Origin of the sequence: Campylobacter concisus (genome assembly GCF_902460595.1) — a bacterium.
Taxonomy (GTDB): domain Bacteria; phylum Campylobacterota; class Campylobacteria; order Campylobacterales; family Campylobacteraceae; genus Campylobacter_A; species Campylobacter_A concisus_BL.
This window is the reverse complement of sequence record NZ_CABPVA010000005.1, coordinates 15,263-31,946: the sequence shown is the minus strand read 5'-3', so window position 1 is coordinate 31,946 and position 16,684 is coordinate 15,263. Positions and strand designations below refer to the sequence as shown.

Sequence of the window (16,684 nt, the reverse complement as noted above, 5' to 3'; positions counted from 1 at the left end):
GAATTATTTGTAAAACAAACTAAATAAAAATTTTATTTTTATTATGATTTATAAAATACTATTTTTAAAACTAAAAATAATAGACGAGGCCATGGCTAAACTCAAAAAATTCATCGTGGGTTTTTAGTTCTAGCATGTTAGTCTAATGCGTGAATTATCACCATAAAAAAGGAAACAATAAAAAAATATATGCCAAAAAATATTACCATATAATTTGCCACAGGTTCGGTCGTCATCTCTAATAAAAGCGCATCATACCATTGATATAAAGCAAATTTTGCAAGAAAATAAAAAATGATACCAACTAAAACTCCTTGATAAAACCTAACATCCCAATGCTCTATAATGCCATTGACATGATCTGGATACAGAGCGAAAAAGAAAGGCAATATAAAAAATAAATATGTGATAGTCGAAAGCCTTCTAAGAATTTTTTCGGCTCTTTCATTTTCCGAACCACCCAAATATTTATATCCCCAAAGTATAAGTGGCGCATATATCAAACCTATATAGAAAATAGTAAGTAACAAAAAGAATTTAGTATTTGAGCCAAAAAAAACCAAATATAAAAATATCCCTACCCACAAGCAACTTAATTTTACAAAAATACTTTCAAATATACTTATTTTATTGCCATGGGAATCCTCTTTGTCTTTTGCAAAAGTAACTGCTGTATATAAAAGTGCCACAAAGAAAAAAAATGGTGGTGGAATTAAAGACACATCAAGCATGTGATTACCAAATAGCCACGCGCAAAAAAATGCACTGATCCACGCAAGGGCTATTTTCATGATTTTGTTTTGCATAACCACTCCTCTTTTAAATTTTCTTAATTATATATTTAAATTTAAGCTAAATCAATACGATAATAATATAACTTAGCTATGACCAAACAATAAAGTATATATTATTTTACAGATAAATCTTTTTAATTTTTAATAAAGTAATTTTTTACTCTGTATAAAACCAAATTTAGCAAATTATCAAAATATATTATAAATAGATCGTCTTTTTGATACAATAGTCTTTATATAAAATTAGAAGGCTTAAAGATGCTTAAAAAAATACAATTTCTCATAAAACAAAAAAGCTATAAAATATTTAGAGAAATGCCATTTATTTTCTCTGCACTATTAGAAGAAGAAGGATTGGCAGAACGATATCGTTTGCCAATTACTCGGTTAGATATTGGCTTAGCTATCATTGGAGTTTTTTTACTTTTCTCTTATGGTTTTAAATAGAAAAAATAATATCAATATATTTTTAATTTTAGACTACAAACACTTTATCACTTTACTGAAATTTTAAATTCTAATTCTACAACATCTTGTTCATCTTTTAAAATAAAAAATTTAACACAATATTTTCCTTTTTAAAAGGAAGTGGCTATAATTTCAAAAAGCTAAAAAGGTCAAATTTGAAAAGTTTAGAAACGCTCTATCAAGCACCCATTAAAAATGCTAAATTTATCCCCAGAAAATATGAGATCATCTCTCCAAAAACGCTTATCATTGGCGCTATATCAAGTGGCAAAACAGCCCTTGTTTATGAGTTTTTGAGCCATTATAAGAGCGAAGAGAGGCTTTATATAAATTTAGATGATCTAAGGATAGATAGAGCCTTGCTTTTAGCAAATTTAAAAGAGTTTTTAGAAAAAAATGCCCAGATAAAGGTGCTTGCAGTTGAAAATTTACAAGGCGCTGATCTTGTAAATTTAGACTTTTTGAAAGGCATTGCACTTGAAAATATTATCCTTACAAGCAAGGAATTTTCACTCACGATTGAGGACTTTGCACGTATAAATTTAAACTACCTCGACTACGAGGAATTTATACTATTTTTTAAGAAAAATTTAGACCAAGACCTGCTTTTTAGCTACTTTTTAGCCCATGGCAACGAGATAGCAAGCGCCTTTTTGGACTCCAGCGAGGTCACAGCTCACTTGCAACAGCTCTTAAGAGCAAATTTAAACGAGCAAAGCATCGCCATCTTAAAAGAGTGCGCAACAAAGTGCCACGACACAGTGAGTGCCTTCGCCATCTACAAAAATCTAAAAGAGCAGATGAAAATTTCAAAAGATAGCGTTTATAGCGCGATAAGCTGGCTAAATGAGAGCGGATACGTAGAGTTTGTGCCAAATTTAGATGAGAGTAGCACGAGCAAGAAAATTTACTTTACAAATTTCGCCCTTCGCAACGCTTTATGCCTAAAAAAGGACTTTTTAGCTGTCTTTGCAAATGTCGTTTTTTGTGAGCTGCTTAAATTTAAAGATGAAATTTACTACACAAAAGAGATCGATTTTTTTCTTAGTAAAAAGAAGCTCGCGATCATCTGTGTGCCATTTTCTGCGCCTGAGATCGTCTTTTTAAAATTTAAAAAACTCCACGCGAGCCTAAAAGAGCTAGGCGTTAGCAAACTTCAAATAATCAGCGTCGCAAACCAAGCCGAGCAAAGCATCGAGGGGATAAAGTGCGAGATCTTGCCGTTTTCTAGGTGGAGCCTAGGTTTATAAATTTAAACTCTTTGTTTGATTATCATTTTAAAAGTCTAGGGATAAAATAGTTATAATCAAAAAAACTATAAAGGACAGACATGAGAGCATTTTTTGGGATCTTATTCATCGCTGCAAGCCTTTTTGGCTATGAGATAAACCACGAAAACTGGGCTAAATTTTATAAATTTAGTGGCGATGCAAATGGTGTGAAATTTGAAGTTTATATGAACTATTTTAAAGATGAATTTGAAAATTTCAAACAAAGTAAGAGCTTTAAGGTCCCAGCCAAGATAAGCGGTCACATCTTTTTTGACGGCGCTAAATACGACTATGAAAAAGGCTCTTTTGAACAAAATGGCAGTGAAATTTCTTCATTAAATGCAGTCTCAGATAAGATAAATTTAGACGTTAAAAACGAAAACGGCGAGCTAAAAGGCAAGATAATCGTCAAAAACAAAGCCTACAACGCCACCGTAAAAGAAGAAAAAGAGTATGAGATCCTAAATATCGGCATCCAAATGACCGAGGCAAACGGCACAAGATATGAGGCGATCACCAACGACATCTTCGCTAAAGACTCCGCTAAAAAATACAAAAACAAGCTTCTTGCAGAGTTTTACGACCTAAAAAGCGAGCGCAAAAAATGGCCAAACAACCAGTATGAGAGTCTAAAAGAGATCTACTACATCAACGACAAGATCAAGAGCGTTTGCACCTACAAAAACGAAAAAACAAACTGCGAGGTGATCTCGCTTGCAACAAACAAAAAGCTAAAACTAAAGCAAATTTTTAAAGATATGAATAACGAACATCTAAAAGCAGTTCTTGCAACTGCTGGCGTGAGCGACAACTTCGTGCTTTCGCCGCTTGGGCTTACATTTTTAAACGAGGAGCAAATCAGCGTCCCACTTGAGGAGCTAAGACATTACTTTAGCGATGAAGTCGGGCTGTAATGGCTAAAATTTGCGGTATCGATGAGGCTGGACGTGGGGCGTTAGCTGGACCACTAAGCGTGGCTGCTTGCGTACTAAATAGTGAAATTCCTGGACTAAACGACTCCAAAAAATTAACCGCAAAAAGGCGCGAGGAGCTCTTTAAAGAGATCACAAAAAGCTCAAATTTTCTCATCGCCTACTTCTCAAACGCCCAGATAGACGAGCTTGGACTAAGTGAGTGCCTAAGGCGTGCGCTCAAGCTTTTTAAAGCGCATTTTGAGGGCTTTGAGATCATTTACGATGGAAATTTAGACTACGGCGTGGGTATAACCACGATGATAAAGGCCGACGGCAAGGTAGCTCAGGTGAGCGCAGCCAGCATCCTAGCCAAAGTAAGCCGTGACCGCTTGATGAACGGCTGGGATAAATTTTATCCCGCATACGGCTTTGCAGGGCACAAGGGATATGGCACGAAGTCGCACCTAGACGCCATAGATAAATTTGGCTACTCAGACTTTCATAGAAAAAGCTTTGTAATAAAGCCAAAACTCACGCAGGGCTCGCTATTTTAGCTGCGCATCCTCCATATAAAAAAGCACGCTTGCGCCGTAAAATTTATAAACTCCGTTTTCTTGCACGATTTCCATAGAGCGCAGAACAAAGACCCTTTTGCCTACTTCAAGGATCAAAAGCTGCTCTTTTAGCTGCTCAAATACCTCAGCGCCAAAGTCGCCGTCTGGCTTTAAATTTAAACTCGCAAGCGCTTTTTCTAGGTGCTTTTGCATATTTATACTAACTCTTTCATTATCTAGCTGCATAACGAGCTCATCGCCATTTGTGCTGCTTGAGACTACGCTTTTTATGGTCGCCTCTTTGACGTTTATGCCGATATTGCCTGAGTTAATGCTAAATACCTGCCACTTTTTCTCTGAGATACTCTCTAAATTTGATATAAATTTTTTATTTTCTAGTGCAAATTTATCGCCGTTTTCTACGAGATAGTCAAATTTATCTTGCAAAAAGTAAAGCTTCTCTTCGCCTATCTTACTCACGTCACCACTTAGCAAGCCGCTACTATCAAGTAAATTTAGCGCTCTTAGCTCTCTTAGCAAAAGCTCTTTTTGAGAATTTATGGTAAGCAGCTTCGTATCAAGGACAAAATGTGTGAAAAATATGCCAAATACCATAAAAAATGCTAGAAATTTATAAGGGAAATTTCTAAGAAATATCATCACAAAATAGCTCAAATTTGCAAATATCACACAGGCGATGAGATAGATCCTAGGCTCGCTTAGGCCGTACTCACCGACCCTGTGCATGACGCCCCACCAAAGCAAAACGCTAGGCAAGATGACAAAAAGTGGCAAGAGCTTAAAAATTTGATCATAAATTTGGCTTTTGATAAGTAAATTTAGCCCCCTTAAAACAAAGCCAGCGATCAAGCATGCAAGCACGATGTAGGCCACTCCGCCACGTGGCAACTCAAGCAAAACAAGCCTATAAATGCAGTATAAATTTAAAAGCACCACATAGATGATAAGCACTGGATTTAGGATGAAATTTATGGCGATCTTGATGAAATTTAAGAGCCTATACTCGCTAAATTTGCTCTCAAAAAAGATAAATAGACAAGGCAGACCAAAAGAGGCCAGCGTCAAGTAGAGCCTTTGCATCCTATGGCTGGTTAAAAGTTCTAAATCAAAAAGGTAGTTAAGCCCTGCACAAATAGCCACAATGCCAAGAAAAAATAGGTGAAAAAGGGCAAATGAGATGAGTAAATTTAATAGTCTTGCTAGGCTCTGGCTTATAAATTTCTCATTATCTTTGGCAAAATTTAAAGAAAATAAAAGCACAAAAGCCATGAGATAAAGTGCCACAAGATCGCTAGCGTGACCGCTTAGCTTAAGGCCAAAAAAGTAAAGTGTTGCGCCAAATATCAAAAAATATAAAGGGAGTAAAATTTGCCTTTTATTTAGATAGATAGCGACCAAAAGCAGTGGCTCAAGCAGCCAAAAACCTCTGTAATCCCCAATGATCTGACTTGAACTAAGAAAGATGGTAGGCAGACTAAACGCCAAAATGGTAAGAAACAAAATTTTTTTATCAGCAAATGCAGCTTTTAGCTCGGTGATGATATGCAAGGTCGTCCTTTAAAGGATGAAATTTAGCCACATTACATGGCTAAAACTGGGGTTTAGAAATTTGCAAGAGGCGCAAATTTCTAAATGAAATTTATACTTTTAAAAGCTCGGCTTCTTTCTCTTTTACGAGAGTGTCGATCTTTGCGGTGTAGGTGTCAGTTATCTTTTGAACCTCATCTTGTCCCTTTTTGCTCTCGTCTTCAGTTATAGCCTTGTCTTTTTCAAGCTTTTTGACCTCGTCGTTTGCATCTTTTCTCACGTTTCTGATGCTAACTTTTGCCTTTTCGCCCATAGCTTTTGCGTGTTTTGCATTTTCTTGGCGTTGCTCGACGGTCATTGGTGGGAAAAATAGCTTAACGCTCTCGCCGTCACTGTTTGGATTGACGCCGATGTTTGCAGCTTGGATGGCTGATGAGATCGCTTTTATCATGCTCTTTTCCCAAGGCGTGATAGCGATAGTCGAAGCGTCGCTCGTAAGCACGGTGGCTACTTGATTAAGCGGAGTTGGCGAGCCGTAATAATCGACCATGACATTATCTAGGATGTTGATATTTACCTTGCCAGTTCTAAGTGTTGTAAAATCGCGTTTTAAAGAAGCGATCGCCTTTTCGCAACCCTCTTTTTGGGTATCGTAAATTTTATTTAGCATTGGTGTCCTTTATTAGAAGTTTTGTGCTTCTGTGATGATCTACTTTTAGCGACATTAACACTTTGCGTTTATCAAGTGGTGGGTTAAATTTACACTCAAAAACGCCATTTGTCATAGGTACTTTTCTAAAGCCATCAAAGCCAGTCATGAAAAAACTGCCCTCACTTGCGTTAGTGTCGGTCTTGATGATGAGTTTATCGATCGCATTGTTTTGCGGATAGCCCTCTGGGAAAATCCACTGAGCATTTAAAAATTTACTATTAAAAGTTAGCGCTATCTTTGTGCCATTCATCACTGGCGTTCTGTAAAGATCATAAACGTCACTTTTATCTGAAACTGCGCCTGAGTTTTGATTTAAAAGTGCTAAAAAGCCAAATTCTTTTGCCAAAGAAACGACCCTACTATCGATCTCACCATAAGGCACTGCGAAGTATTTAGGCTTATAACCCATATGCTTTTCAAAGGTCTCAACACCCTTTACAAAGTCCTCTCTTAAGGCCTCATCGCTAAGTTTAGTCATCCTTGGATGAGCGTATGAGTGATAGCCGATCTCTCCGTAAGCTTCTAGCTCTTTGATCTGATCAAAGTCTAGATAATCACCATATTTGTTCGCGCTTGCCTCTACATAGACCATCAAAGCAAATGGGTAGTTATACTCTTTAAAAAGCTCAAGAGCGTTATTGTAAAAGCTTTTGTATCCATCATCAACGGTGATAACGATCCAGTTATCAGGGATCGGTTCGCCAGCATTTACCGCATCGACAAGCCTTGATAGCTTGACAACTTCGAAGCCATTGTTTTTAAAGTATTCAAACTGCTCTCTTAAATTTTGGATAGAAATATCTGTGCTAACGTGTCTTGGATCGTCAAAGCGGTGATAAACTAGGATGTGAGCGTCTGCCAAAGCAAACGTTAGCGTCAAAAGTGACGCTAAAAACGTTTTTATCATTGTTATTTTACTGGATTTTGTGGTGCGCTAGGAGCTGCTGGCACGTCGTTTGATTTTGGTATGACTAGAGATTTGCTATCGACACTATCAACGATAGAGCGTTTTAGATCTTTGTTGTAAAAATATCCAAGTGCAAGTGTGTTTAGGATAAACAAAACGCCTACCACAAAGGTAAATTTAGCTAAAAACCCAGCTGGTCCTTTTGCTCCAAAAAGGCTCTCGTTGCTTCCACTGTATGCTCCAAGACCGATAGATGAGCTCTTTTGGAGTAAAACTGCGATCGTGATAACGACAGCTAGAACAAATTGCAAGATTAAAAATATTAAACTCACGAAATTTCCTTTAAATTTTTTAAATAGTTTGCGATTATACAAGAAAAGATTTAAATTTTTAGTTAAAGTTCTTTTTCAAGCTCATAAAGCTCGTATCTTATGCTTTTAAAAAGCTCAGCTCGCTCTAAATTTACAAGCTTAAAGCACTCTTCAAGCACTCTTGCGCTCTCCTGGGCACGCTTGAAATTTGCAGTGATGATTTCGTCTAAATTTGATCTTTCTTGCTCGCTTTTTGTGCTTGTTTTTAGAACGTCGTTTTGAGAATTTCTAAATTTCAAAAAGTCATCTTGTGGGATCTTTGCCTTGTGGCGGAGGGACTTTATCTTATAGGCGAGCTTAGCGTCATCAAAGACATATCTTTTTATATCTTCAACGACGCGAAGCCCTTCTTTTAGCCTATTTAAATTCGCATCTATCACTCGGTAGATGCGCTCGTCATTAGTCATTTCTATTAAAAATGCCTAAAATTTGTAGTAATGATGTAAATAAATTTACAAAATCAAGATACAAAGCAACTGCACCCTCAACTGGTGTCTCGTAGTTGCCACGGATGATATTTTGTGTATCAAAAAGTATGTAAGCACTAAATAAGATCGATGAAATACTTGCGATTACAAGTTGAAACATCATGCTTTTAACGAAAATGTTGATGATCGCTGCCACAACGATAACTATCAAAGTTATAAATAGCATCTTACCCATCGTTGTGAAGTCGCGTTTTGTATTCATCGCAAAGACGCTTAATGCACCAAATGCAACTGTCGTCAAGCCAAATGCTTGAGCCACGATGCTAGCACCACTTGGCATAGCAAGGATCGCTGAAAGTAGCGGAGTTAGCGTAAGACCGCTTACAAATGTAAATGCAAAAAGAAGCACTAAATTTAATCCCTCTTTGCGTTTAGCCGCCATTAGTCCAAAAAGTAGAACAAACTCAAGTATCACAAGTCCCCAAAACAAAAATCTATTTGCCGCAAAAACGCCAGCGATACTAATGCCTACATAAGCGCCAGCAGTAGCTGAAAGTAGTGATGCTGCAAAAAGTTGATAAGTCTGTTTTATAAAAGTGCTTAGTGAGCTTTGAGAATACGCAAGCTCTTCTTGATTTTGCTTAGCGTAGTTTCTATCATACAAACTCATTTTTTCTCCTTATGAATTTTTGTGGTGAGTTTAGCCTAAAATAATTAAACAATATATAAAAAGAAGTTTAATAAAAAATATTAGTTTAAAGTCCGTTTTAGAGAGCATTTTTTTGATTAAATAAAAGTTGCTATAATCGCGATAAAAATATAAAAAATGGAGATAAATTTTATGGATGATTCAATACTTGAAGGTGCAGTAAATTTTATGGAAGATGGTTTTTTAGAGCATGAAGAGCTCTTTAAAAGCTTGCAACACAAGCAAGATCCGCACACGCTTTTCATATCATGCGTGGATTCAAGGGTCGTGCCAAATTTGATAACAAACTGCCTGCCAGGTGAGCTTTTTATGGTGCGAAATATCGCAAACATCGTGCCGCCTTATAGGGTGAGCGAAGAGTTTTTGGCGACTACTTCAGCGATCGAGTATGCGCTTGAAGTTTTAAACATTAAAAACATCATCATTTGCGGACACTCTGACTGTGGTGGATGCGCGGCGCTTTATGTTGATGAAAAGAAGCTAAAAAATACTCCAAACGTTAGAAACTGGATCAGGCTAATAGAGCCTATCAAGCGAGAAGTGCTTAAATTTACAAGCGATGATCCAGCCAAAATGGCGTGGCTAACCGAGAGGCTAAACGTTATAAATTCGATCGAAAACATAATGACATATCCAAATGTAAAAGAGGAGTATGAAAGTGGTAAGCTTCAAATTTATGGCTGGCACTACATCATAGAAACTGGCGAAATTTTTAGCTACGATTTAAAAGAGGGCACGTTTAAACTTCTAGCGGACAAAAGAGGCGAAAATGCGTAAATTTCTAACCATCATCCTGCTTTCTTTCATAACTCTTTTTGGCGCTGATAACAACGTAACGCAAGAAGACGATATCATCAGCATAACAAATCAAATTCAAACCCTAAACAGCCAGATAAACATCATAAAATCTCAGCAAAAAGACCTAAACGCTTCAAAGATCGATAACTCAAATTTGATCACTCTTCAAAATAAAAAGAACGCTCTTTTAGAGAAAATTCCGACCTATGTTATGCAGATCGAAGTTACACAAAGCGATATCAATAAATACAACCTGCAAAAAGAGGCACTAGAAAAAAAGGTCGCAAGACTTGAGAAGCAGTCAAACAAGGATGCCTACATCCAAAGTGCTATCGAGCTTGAGAAGATGAAGGTTGATTACGCTTACTACTCAGCGCTTATTAGTCTTGAAGAGATCTTTAAAAAGGGTGCTAAGGCAAATTCTATAAAAGAAGTGATAGATAATGGACTTTTAAATTTACAGACAACTTCTTATGTAAGTATAAAAGATCTAAAAGACTCACTAAATGACACTTCAGGCTCTTACGACAGCGCCTTTTTTGACCTTGAGCTGAAAAAAGAGAGTGAAGAAGAAATTTTAATCTATCTTAAAAATAACGCCGATCTTCTAAGCTCAAGCATGCTCTTATCTGAGCTAAATTTAGTCGATGCAGTCGAATACATAAACAAAACAACTGACATAAATTCAAGTAAATTTAACATCGGCAAGATCGTTGTTATCGTTGCGATATTTTTATTTTTCGTCTCGCTAACTAGAATTCTAGCCAAACTAACCTACTGGCTAATGTCACTCATCGCTTCAGGCGAAGGGGTAAAAGAGGCTAAAAATCAGATCGTTGATATCGTGAAAAAGCCGATCTCAGCACTTCTTATCATCTATGCGCTAAATATCTGTATCGGCGTTGGATTTTACCCAGTGCCAGTGCCTCTAACGGTAGCAAATATCTTTTCTATCATATATATAGTCGCATTTTCATGGCTTGTCCTAACCATACTAAATGGCTACGGCATCGCTATAATCGACAAGATCGCGCAAAAAAGCAAGCGTAAAGAGGTGATAAACCTAGCGCTAAAAGTCATCTACGTGATCGTGCTAATTATCACACTTTTACTGATCCTTCAAAAGCTTGGCTTTGATATCTCAGCGCTAATTGCCTCACTTGGTATCGGTGGTCTTGCCGTTGCCTTCGCTGCTAAAGACATCATCGCAAACTTCTTTGCCTCTGTTATGATGCTCTTTGACAACTCATTTTCACAAGGCGACTGGATAGTTTGCGGCGACATCGAGGGTACAGTCGTTGAGATAGGATTTAGAAAAACAACTGTTAGAAGCTTTGATAACGCCCTTATCTTCGTGCCAAACTCAAAGCTAGCAAGCGATCCTGTTAGAAACTGGAGCAGAAGAAAGGTCGGCAGACGTATAAGAATGGTTATTGGCATCGAGTATGGACCAACTACGGATGAGATCAAAAAATGTGTAAATGACATCAAAAATATGCTGATAAATCACCCAGATATCGCTAAAAGCGAAGATATCGCGGCTAATAAAAGAGGACTAAAATATAGACAAAACATAGTCTCAGTTGATGACTACGCTGGATATAAGTCAAATTTATTTGTCGTGGTTGATGACTTTGCTGATAGCTCGATAAATATCCTAGTTTATTGTTTTGCCAAAACTATCGTTTGGGGAGAGTTTTTAGATGTAAAACAAGATGTAATGCTAAAAATTATGGATATTTTAAAGCAAAATGGTCTAAATTTTGCATTCCCAAGCCAAAGCTTGTATATAGAAAATATCAAAGATAAAATTTAAGGAGAGAAAAATGAGTGATGATTTTGACTACGAAGAGGTAGAAGAAGACTACTCTGAATTTAACGATGAGGACGAGGATAGTAGCGATAGCTATGACTATAACTACGACGAAAATGACTATAACTATGAAGATAGCGATGAGGATGAGGATAGTTACGACTCGTATTAAAATGGTCTAATTAAATTTAATGGATGAAATTAACGGAGAGAATGCTTGGTACAGGAATTTATAGAGCAAGATAGCTATAAGGCTATCGATGACATTTACAAAACGATATTAAACGTAGCGATAGTAAGTAACGCCTTTGTCTTGATCGCGCTTTGCAGTTTTTACTTTGATTTAACGATCATTTTTATCTGTTTTTTATTTCTTTCTATTAGCACTGCTTTAAGGATTAGATTTAATATCAAGTACAGATTTTTAATCTCTGCCATCTTTCAACTAAATGTCATCACCGCAGTTATCGCTGGCGTTGTTGGCATGGGCTGGAGCTCCAATATATGGATAACACTCCTTGGCGTTATCTTTATAAACTACTTTTTGGCTTTTAATCAAAGACTTCTTACCTACTCTGTCTGCCTTCTTGAGCTATTTGTCCTTTTGTGGCTATATCTTACATATAAGGATAAAGTAGTTGGGATAGACTCCATGGTACAAATAGGCTCAACCTGTATAAGCGTTTTCTTTACTTTTTACTTGGTCTTTAGACTTTCGTTTTTCTCTGACGCGATCACATCTAGTGGCTACAAACAGATCAGCGAAGAGAAAGAGGAGATAGAGAGAATTTCTAAGTATGACTTTTTAACCGGTCTTTTAAATAGACGCTCAATCGAGAGAACACTTAGATATGAGCTAAAAGAGCTTAGGGAGAAAAGCAGTGACGCAAATTTAGTCGTTATGCTAGGAGATATAGATAACTTTAAAAAGATAAATGACACCTACGGACACGACTGGGGCGACAAGGTCTTAAAAGAGATCGCAAGGGCTTTGCAAGATACTTTTAGAGAAAATGACCACATTTGTAGGTGGGGTGGAGAGGAATTTCTAGTTATCTTGCCTGAAGTTAAAACTGAAGACGTAAAAAAGGTAGAAACCAGGCTTGGCACAAGGATAGCGCAGGTAAAGTTGCCTGATAAGAGCTCGGTAACCATGACCTTTGGTCTGGTTCTTTGTGCAAATGGCGTTATAACCGATATCGACACAGTCATAAATAAAGCTGATAAAAAGCTATATGAGGGTAAGAAAAATGGCAAAGACCGCATCGAGTATGAGATCATGAAGGCAAATAAGGACAAAGACAATGCCTAAAATTTCACTTTATATCTCACAAAAGATCATCGTCTTTTCACTCCTAGCTGTACATACTTTTTACCTAGTTATGTTTTGCCTCATGGGCGAAGAAATTTTAACTGTGGCAAATATCCTATCTGTTAGCATATATCTTTTTGCACTAAAGATACTCTTTGATAGCGAAGAGAACAACAAGATCGTAATGCTCATCTTGCAAGCAGAAATTTTACTCCATGCCTCACTTTGCGTCTTTATCCTTGGACTGGGCTGGGGCTTTGAAATTTTATTTTTAACATCGACAATTAGCCTCTTTTTCTTATCAGTTAGCTTTAAAACGTTAAGCAGACTTATCTCTTTGCTAGATATCGCGGCATTTTTGCTTTTTTATCTAGTGATAGATATACCAGTAAAAGACGATACTTTATATAAAGAGATATTTTTTGTATTTAACCTAACTGCATCTTGCGTGTTTGCTGTCCTAACATCATTTTTGCTAGAGAGCTCAAATTTATTTATATTCTTAGGCATCTTAGAAGAGAAAGAGTCTGCTAAGGCTGTCTTTAACCACGACCCACTAACTGGGCTTTTAAACCGCGCTTCGATGCAACAAATTTTTAGACAAAAGAATTTATTTGACGGCAATGACTTTGCTATCGTGATGTGTGACATCGATAACTTTAAAAAGATAAACGACACCTACGGACACGGTGCAGGCGATGAAGTGCTAAAGAGCCTTTCTAAAATTTTCAAAAACGCTTTTAGAAATGAAGACAGGGTTGCAAGATTTGGCGGCGAGGAGTTTTTGGCTGTTATCTTTGATGTTAAAAAGGCAAAAGCAGTTAGCATCTTAGAGCGTATCAGAGAGACACTTAATCAAAATGTCGTTGAATTTGAAAACAATAGGATCATAGCTACTATGACCTTTGGTGTCGTGGCTCACAGCGGCAACACTGAGGTAAATATCGAGCGTATGATCAAGCAAGCTGACGAGCTACTTTACGTTGGTAAGCGAAATGGTAAAAATATCGTTATGAGTGCGGATTACGATCCAAGAGGATAAATTTAGAGGCCTGGGCCTCTAAATTTTAATGTCCATACATTATGTTTGGTAGCCAAAGTGAAATTTGTGGTATATAAGTAACCAAGATAAGACCAAAGAACAAGGTTAGCGTCCATGGCAAGCAAGCCATGATGACCTCTTTTAAGTTCATATTTGTAAGACCGCTTGCGACAAATAAATTTAGTCCAACAGGCGGAGTCACCATACCTATCTCCATATTGACAACCAAGATGATACCAAAGTGAATAGGATCAACGCCAAGCTGCGTAGCTATTGGAAGCAAGAGCGGCACCATGATCATGATAACACTTGAAGGCTCCATAAACTGGCCCATGATAAAGAGCAAGATATTTACAAATATCAAAAATCCTATCATGCCGATATTTGCGTCAAGTATCATCGATGCGATCGCTTGTGGGATCTGCTCGCTAGTTAGCAAATATGCAAAAACAACGGCGTTTGCGATGATGAAAAATATCATAGCTGTTGTAAGGGCTGAGTCTAGGCAGATATCCCAAAGATCTCTTATCTTTATATCTCTATAGATAAAAAGTGAGATAAATAGCGCATAGACCGCACTTGCTGCAGCTGCTTCAGTTGGAGTGAAAATGCCTCCATAAATTCCACCAATAACCACAACGACGATTAGTAAAGCCCAAAATGCTTTTGCAAATTTCTGCACTCTTGCTTTAAATGGCTCAGCCTTAGTTGCTTTAAATCCAAGCTTTTTTGCTCCGACATAAGTTTGCACGAGCATAAATGCTCCAAGCATAAGACCAGGCACGACGCCTGCCATAAAAAGCTTACCGATACTAACCTCAGCAGTTACGCCATAAACTATCATAACAACTGAAGGCGGGATCAAAATTCCAAGCGAGCCAGCCGTAGTTATGCCGCCCACTGCGTACTCTTTTGGATAGCCAGCCTCTTTTATCGCTGCAAACATGATTGAGCCAATAGCCACAACCGTCGCAGGCGAGCTTCCAGAGACGGCTGCAAAGATGATGCAGGCAAATATCGCACTCATAGGCAAGCCACCTGGCAAGTGTCCGACCATAGACTTTGCAAAGTCGATGATACGCCTTGCCGAGCCGCCTTTGCTTAGTAAATTTCCAGCCAAGATAAACATCGGTATCGCCATTAGCGAAAATTTATTGATACCATCAAAAATTAGCTGCGGGATCGTAGCGATGTCGATATCTGTAAAAAATATCATAGTTAAAACGGTGCTTGTACCTAGCGAAACCGCGACTGGCACGCCTATTAGCATCAGTGCAAAAAGCAGGATAAATAAAAATGCTATTGTCATCTTTTTCTCCTTAGTCTTTGACTACGCTACCATGAGCTAGCTCGTGCGCTTCGTTGCTTACGACCTTTGCTGCTGGAGTTAGAGCTACTTTGATAGCTTTTTCAGCAGAGCGGTAGCTAGCTGTGACGAAGGCTATTGGAAGCACTAGCATAGGGACCCATTGAGGTATGCCAAGGTCTATTATCATCTGCTCGATCTCGTGCAAAATTTTAAGATAATCCACCGAATAAACCGCGATAAATATCAAAAAGACAGTCGTTAAGATATGCGAAAAGAGCAGGCATGCCTTCGCGAGCGCTGGTGGAAATTTCTCCACCAAGATAGTTACGCTCACGTGAATGCCCTTGTTAAAGCCGTATGCTGCGGCAAAAAACGCCGACCAAATAAATAAGTAGTTTGATAGCTCGCTCGCCCATGACCAGCTTTTGTCAAAAAAGTATCTAGCCACGACGTTAGCAAAGGCTAGTAGCGTTCCACTAGCTAGCCCTAAAACGGCGATAGTCTTATTGAGCGAGACTATCAATATATCAAGAGCGTTAATGAAATTTTTCATTATTTTGTCTCGATTGTTTTTTCTATAAGCTCTTTGCCGATGACATCGTAAAATTTAGGATAGATAGCCTGCATAGTCTTCTCCCACTCAGCTTTTTGTGCGTCGTCGATCTTGAAAATTTCTAGCTTTTTAGTCTCTGCTATATATTTTTCAAGCTCGGCTATGACGTGAGCGTCCTCTTTAGCTGTCTCTTCTCTCTCGTAAGCTGTAGCTTCGCTTAGAGCTTGTTTTACATTTGCTTTTAGATCATCTGGTAGTTTGCTCCAAAATTTATCACTCATAACGACTAGATAGCCTAGATATCCGTGGTGTGAAAGTGTAAGCGAGCTTTGAACCTCGTGAAATTTAGAGTTATAGAAATTTGAAAGTGGGTTTTCAGTCGCATCAACTACGCCTTGTTGAAGCGCAGAATAAACCTCTGAAAATGGCAGAACTTGCGGGTTGCCACCGATCGCTTTGATCTGCTCTTCAAGCACTTTTGAGCTTTGGATTCTAAATTTTTGTCCTTTTGCATCTTCTGGCACAAGGATCGGTTTTTTGCTTGAGCTAAAGTGCTTAAATCCAGCATCCCAGTAATCAAGCGCCACAAAGCCTTTCTTAGTCACAAGGCCTTTTAGCTCCTCGCCAACTGCGCCATCTTGAACCTTGTGAAGGTGGTCTGCATCTTTAAAGATGAAAGGCAGGTCAAATAGCTGAAACTGCGGCACGATAGGTGTAAATTTAGAAAAACTAGGAGCTGCCATTTGAACGTTACCAAGTTTTAACGCGCCAAAAACTCTATCGTCATCAAGTAGCTGTGCTGATGGGAAGACTTGAACTTTTATCTTGCCGCCACTTAGCTCTTCAGCACGCTTTGCAAAAAAATCAGCTGCCTTGCCCTTTGGCGTAGAAGCTGCGACAACGTGAGCAAATTTGATCGTATAGACCTTATCAGCACCAAATGCTAAGCCACTGATGGCACATGTAAAAAGTAAAGCTTGTAAGAATTTCATCTTTCATCCTTTGTAATAGTTTTGATAGGTGCATTATAAATTTCAAAAATAAAAATTTAGAAATTTTGTTTCATAAATTCACATATCTTTATTTTTATATGTGTATTTTTGTAACATTTTTGATCTAAAAAGGATAGTTTTTGCTTTGTAAATTTAACGTAAAAATTTATTTATCATTTTTATAGAGCA

The 16,684-nt window shown here is 37.8% G+C and carries 19 protein-coding genes; 9 read left to right on the top strand and 10 right to left on the bottom strand.

Features of this window, described 5'->3' with window-relative positions; all coding sequences use genetic code 11:
• Window positions 1–137 precede the first annotated feature (137 nt).
• Complete coding sequence (locus F3G86_RS08785; protein WP_103569887.1) at window positions 138–806, bottom strand: hypothetical protein; 669 nt, start codon at window positions 804–806, stop codon at window positions 138–140.
• 246 nt (window positions 807–1,052) lie between these two features.
• Between F3G86_RS08785 and F3G86_RS08780 the strand changes: the two genes are divergently transcribed.
• The 4 genes from F3G86_RS08780 (at window position 1,053) to rnhB (ending at window position 4,001) form a co-directional block, all read left to right on the top strand.
• The gene (locus F3G86_RS08780) at window positions 1,053–1,241 is read left to right on the top strand and encodes a hypothetical protein (protein WP_103638969.1); all 189 of its coding nucleotides are present in this window, start codon (window positions 1,053–1,055) and stop codon (window positions 1,239–1,241) included.
• A 176-nt stretch (window positions 1,242–1,417) separates the two neighbouring features.
• Window positions 1,418–2,512 (top strand): ATP-binding protein, encoded by a 1,095-nt coding sequence (locus F3G86_RS08775; protein WP_149723646.1) that lies wholly within the window; start codon window positions 1,418–1,420, stop codon window positions 2,510–2,512.
• An 80-nt stretch (window positions 2,513–2,592) separates the two neighbouring features.
• Window positions 2,593–3,447, top strand: coding sequence for an S-adenosylmethionine tRNA ribosyltransferase (locus F3G86_RS08770; RefSeq protein WP_149723645.1), 855 nt, complete (start codon window positions 2,593–2,595; stop codon window positions 3,445–3,447).
• Entirely contained in the window at window positions 3,447–4,001 is a 555-nt protein-coding gene (rnhB, locus tag F3G86_RS08765) for a ribonuclease HII (protein WP_149723644.1), read from the top strand. Before F3G86_RS08770 ends, rnhB begins: the two co-directional genes overlap by 1 nt.
• Here the strand turns inward: rnhB and F3G86_RS08760 are convergent.
• The 6 genes from F3G86_RS08760 to F3G86_RS08735 form a co-directional block, all read right to left on the bottom strand.
• Window positions 3,993–5,570, bottom strand: a complete 1,578-nt coding sequence (locus tag F3G86_RS08760) for a DUF4153 domain-containing protein (RefSeq protein ID WP_149723643.1) — start codon at window positions 5,568–5,570, stop codon at window positions 3,993–3,995. The two genes, rnhB and F3G86_RS08760, sit on opposite strands and share 9 nt — an antisense overlap.
• 91 nt (window positions 5,571–5,661) lie before the next feature.
• Window positions 5,662–6,219 carry a ribosome recycling factor gene (gene frr / locus F3G86_RS08755; protein ID WP_021087228.1) on the bottom strand — a complete coding sequence of 186 codons (558 nt, stop codon included), beginning with the start codon at window positions 6,217–6,219 and terminating at the stop codon, window positions 5,662–5,664.
• Entirely contained in the window at window positions 6,209–7,168 is a 960-nt protein-coding gene (locus F3G86_RS08750; RefSeq protein ID WP_107849984.1) for a polysaccharide deacetylase family protein, read from the bottom strand. Before F3G86_RS08750 ends, frr begins: the two co-directional genes overlap by 11 nt.
• Before the next feature lie 2 nt (window positions 7,169–7,170).
• Window positions 7,171–7,500 (bottom strand): preprotein translocase subunit SecG, encoded by a 330-nt coding sequence (secG, locus tag F3G86_RS08745; RefSeq protein ID WP_021087232.1) that lies wholly within the window; start codon window positions 7,498–7,500, stop codon window positions 7,171–7,173.
• A gap of 62 nt (window positions 7,501–7,562) precedes the next feature.
• A complete protein-coding gene (locus F3G86_RS08740; RefSeq protein WP_149723642.1) occupies window positions 7,563–7,946 on the bottom strand; it encodes a thiamine-phosphate pyrophosphorylase in 384 nt (127 codons plus the stop codon).
• On the bottom strand, window positions 7,939–8,637 hold the full coding sequence (locus F3G86_RS08735) for a Bax inhibitor-1/YccA family protein (RefSeq protein ID WP_149723641.1): 699 nt from the start codon (window positions 8,635–8,637) through the stop codon (window positions 7,939–7,941). The genes F3G86_RS08740 and F3G86_RS08735 overlap by 8 nt, the downstream gene beginning before the upstream one ends.
• A 171-nt stretch (window positions 8,638–8,808) precedes the next feature.
• Here F3G86_RS08735 and F3G86_RS08730 point away from each other — a divergent pair, with 171 nt between their 5' ends.
• Genes F3G86_RS08730 through F3G86_RS08715 form a run of 5 tightly spaced genes read left to right on the top strand, consistent with a single transcriptional unit; the run spans window position 8,809 to window position 13,641 of the window.
• Window positions 8,809–9,453 (top strand): carbonic anhydrase, encoded by a 645-nt coding sequence (locus F3G86_RS08730; RefSeq protein ID WP_103615310.1) that lies wholly within the window; start codon window positions 8,809–8,811, stop codon window positions 9,451–9,453.
• On the top strand, window positions 9,446–11,290 hold the full coding sequence (locus F3G86_RS08725) for a mechanosensitive ion channel domain-containing protein (protein WP_149723640.1): 1,845 nt from the start codon (window positions 9,446–9,448) through the stop codon (window positions 11,288–11,290). The genes F3G86_RS08730 and F3G86_RS08725 overlap by 8 nt, the downstream gene beginning before the upstream one ends.
• Before the next feature lie 10 nt (window positions 11,291–11,300).
• The gene (locus tag F3G86_RS10520; RefSeq protein WP_002941615.1) at window positions 11,301–11,459 is read left to right on the top strand and encodes a hypothetical protein; all 159 of its coding nucleotides are present in this window, start codon (window positions 11,301–11,303) and stop codon (window positions 11,457–11,459) included.
• Between the two features lie 45 nt (window positions 11,460–11,504).
• Window positions 11,505–12,599 (top strand): GGDEF domain-containing protein, encoded by a 1,095-nt coding sequence (locus F3G86_RS08720; protein WP_149723639.1) that lies wholly within the window; start codon window positions 11,505–11,507, stop codon window positions 12,597–12,599.
• Window positions 12,592–13,641: a GGDEF domain-containing protein gene (locus F3G86_RS08715; RefSeq protein WP_149723638.1), complete on the top strand. Its 1,050-nt coding sequence runs from the start codon at window positions 12,592–12,594 to the stop codon at window positions 13,639–13,641. The genes F3G86_RS08720 and F3G86_RS08715 overlap by 8 nt, the downstream gene beginning before the upstream one ends.
• Window positions 13,642–13,666: 25 nt before the next feature.
• Here the strand turns inward: F3G86_RS08715 and F3G86_RS08710 are convergent, their stop codons facing one another.
• The 3 genes from F3G86_RS08710 to F3G86_RS08700 are packed head-to-tail and all read right to left on the bottom strand — an operon-like array spanning window position 13,667 to window position 16,495.
• Window positions 13,667–14,950 (bottom strand): TRAP transporter large permease, encoded by a 1,284-nt coding sequence (locus tag F3G86_RS08710; RefSeq protein WP_107915840.1) that lies wholly within the window; start codon window positions 14,948–14,950, stop codon window positions 13,667–13,669.
• A 10-nt stretch (window positions 14,951–14,960) separates the two neighbouring features.
• Window positions 14,961–15,503, bottom strand: a complete 543-nt coding sequence (locus F3G86_RS08705; RefSeq protein WP_021084026.1) for a TRAP transporter small permease — start codon at window positions 15,501–15,503, stop codon at window positions 14,961–14,963.
• Window positions 15,503–16,495, bottom strand: coding sequence for a DctP family TRAP transporter solute-binding subunit (locus tag F3G86_RS08700; protein ID WP_009295242.1), 993 nt, complete (start codon window positions 16,493–16,495; stop codon window positions 15,503–15,505). The genes F3G86_RS08705 and F3G86_RS08700 overlap by 1 nt, the downstream gene beginning before the upstream one ends.
• Window positions 16,496–16,684: the final 189 nt, after the last annotated feature.